The organism is Vibrio sp. Vb0349, from assembly GCF_033338975.1.
The window spans coordinates 1-1,590 of the sequence record NZ_JAWOTS010000138.1 but is presented as its reverse complement, the minus strand read 5'-3'; the positions used below and the strand labels follow the sequence as shown (position 1 = coordinate 1,590).

4 protein-coding genes are annotated in these 1,590 nt (G+C 46.2%); 3 read left to right on the top strand and 1 reads right to left on the bottom strand.

Annotated elements, in window-relative coordinates; genetic code table 11:
- The 3 genes from R7Q47_RS23940 to yfcE all read left to right on the top strand — a co-directional run.
- Positions 1-313, top strand: a 313-nt coding sequence (locus R7Q47_RS23940; protein WP_318089660.1) for a CBS domain-containing protein, incomplete at its 5' end; no start/stop codon positions are given.
- Between the two features lie 142 nt (positions 314-455).
- Positions 456-665 carry a hypothetical protein gene (locus tag R7Q47_RS23935; RefSeq protein ID WP_011105727.1) on the top strand — a complete coding sequence of 70 codons (210 nt, stop codon included), beginning with the start codon at positions 456-458 and terminating at the stop codon, positions 663-665.
- Between the two features lie 69 nt (positions 666-734).
- Positions 735-1,280 (top strand): phosphodiesterase, encoded by a 546-nt coding sequence (gene yfcE / locus R7Q47_RS23930; RefSeq protein ID WP_015296382.1) that lies wholly within the window; start codon positions 735-737, stop codon positions 1,278-1,280.
- A gap of 58 nt (positions 1,281-1,338) precedes the next feature.
- Here yfcE and R7Q47_RS23925 read toward each other — a convergent pair.
- Positions 1,339-1,590, bottom strand: a 252-nt coding sequence (locus tag R7Q47_RS23925) for a SelT/SelW/SelH family protein (protein WP_318089656.1), incomplete at its 5' end; no start/stop codon positions are given.

Below are 1,590 nucleotides of genomic sequence, written 5' to 3'. Positions count from 1 at the left end.
AGCAAAGAAGTATCAAGTGAAAGCGCTGGTGGTCAAAAAGCGCGATGACAACGACGAATACGGCATTGTGCTAATGAATGATATTGCGAAGAAAGTGTTGGCAAATAACCGTGCCCCTCAGCGCACCAATATCTACGAAATCATGACTAAGCCTGCTTTGTGTGTCGATCCAGATATGAACGTCAAATACTGTGCTCGTCTGTTTGAGCGATTTGGGATCAGCCGCGCGCCCGTGATTGAAGATGGCGAAGTGATCGGCATGGTGAGTTACAACAATATCGTAATTAATGGCATGGTCAGAGAGGATGGCTAAACTGTGTAAGTAACATGCGTAATATTTTTCTCAAGTCAGCGACATGCGTCAATCTCTAAGATATTGATTATTAGTGATGTTGCATATATTTTCACAGGCGCTATTCTTTGTGCCCTAAGCATATAGTTGAGGAATTTAAATCATGCCTTTAGTCTCTTGCCCTGTGTGTGAGAAACAAATATCGAAACGTGCTCACACATGTCCAGGGTGTGGGGAACCGGACCCGTTACACCATTTAGCGAAGTCGAAGTTCATTTCGATGGTTTTTTGGACATTAGTTTTAGTCGGTGCCGGATATTTTGCTTGGTTCCATTTGCTACCAATGCTGATTGAGACTGTGCGTCATCAGTAATCGGGAAGTCGGTTGAGCATACGTCAGAATGCCGTAGAATAGCCTCATACATTTTGAGGAGACAACGTCGTGAAACTATTTTTTGCCTCAGACCTGCATGGCTCTTTGCCAGCAACCGAAGAAACCATCAAGTTATTCCTAGCATCAGGTGCAAAGCATTTGGTGCTGTTGGGTGACACGTTGAACCACGGACCACGCAACCCGATTCCGGAAGGGTATAACCCGCCCCAAGTGGCGGAGCTTCTCAACCAATACAGTCAGCAAATCATCTCCGTACGCGGTAATTGTGACAGCGAAGTAGATCAAATGCTGCTGAACTTCCCAATGATGATGGATTACGCGTGGGTATTGCTAGAGTCTGGTAAGCGAATCTTTCTGACGCATGGCCATTTGTACAACAGCGATAAAAGACCGCCTTTGCGAGAGGGTGACATCATCGCTCATGGTCATACGCATGTTCCCGTAGCCGAAATGAAAGAGGGTGTGGTGATCTTTAACCCCGGTTCAATGACCTTCCCGCGTAACGGTTTACCAAGAAGCTTTGGATTACTGGATGGGAATATGCTCAGTGTTCAAACGCCAGAAGGTGAAGTGCTGGCGCAGACGACGATTTAACGGCCAACTAAGGTTAGTCGCTACGAAAATGATTTAAATAAGGGAACCGAGTGTTCCCTTATTTTGTATCGGAATGACCGAGATCGCGCTCTGGGTCGATAATGTCTCTTACGCGCTGTTTTAGTACTTTTGCCTCAGGAAAACCGCCGTCCTTCTTACGTTCCCAAATTTGCTGGCCATTGCAGAAAATCTCGAATCGACCACCTGTGTCTGGATGCAAACTGATGGTGTCGATTTCTTCGCTAAAAGTATGCAGCAACTCTTGCGATAACCAAGTCGAACGCAACATCCAGTTGCACTGGCGGCAGTA

Excerpts from the sequence above, each read along its gene's own strand:
- R7Q47_RS23935 (WP_011105727.1), top strand. The coding sequence starts at position 456 with ATGCCTTTAGTCTCTTGCCCTGTGTGTGAGAAACAAATATCGAAACGT.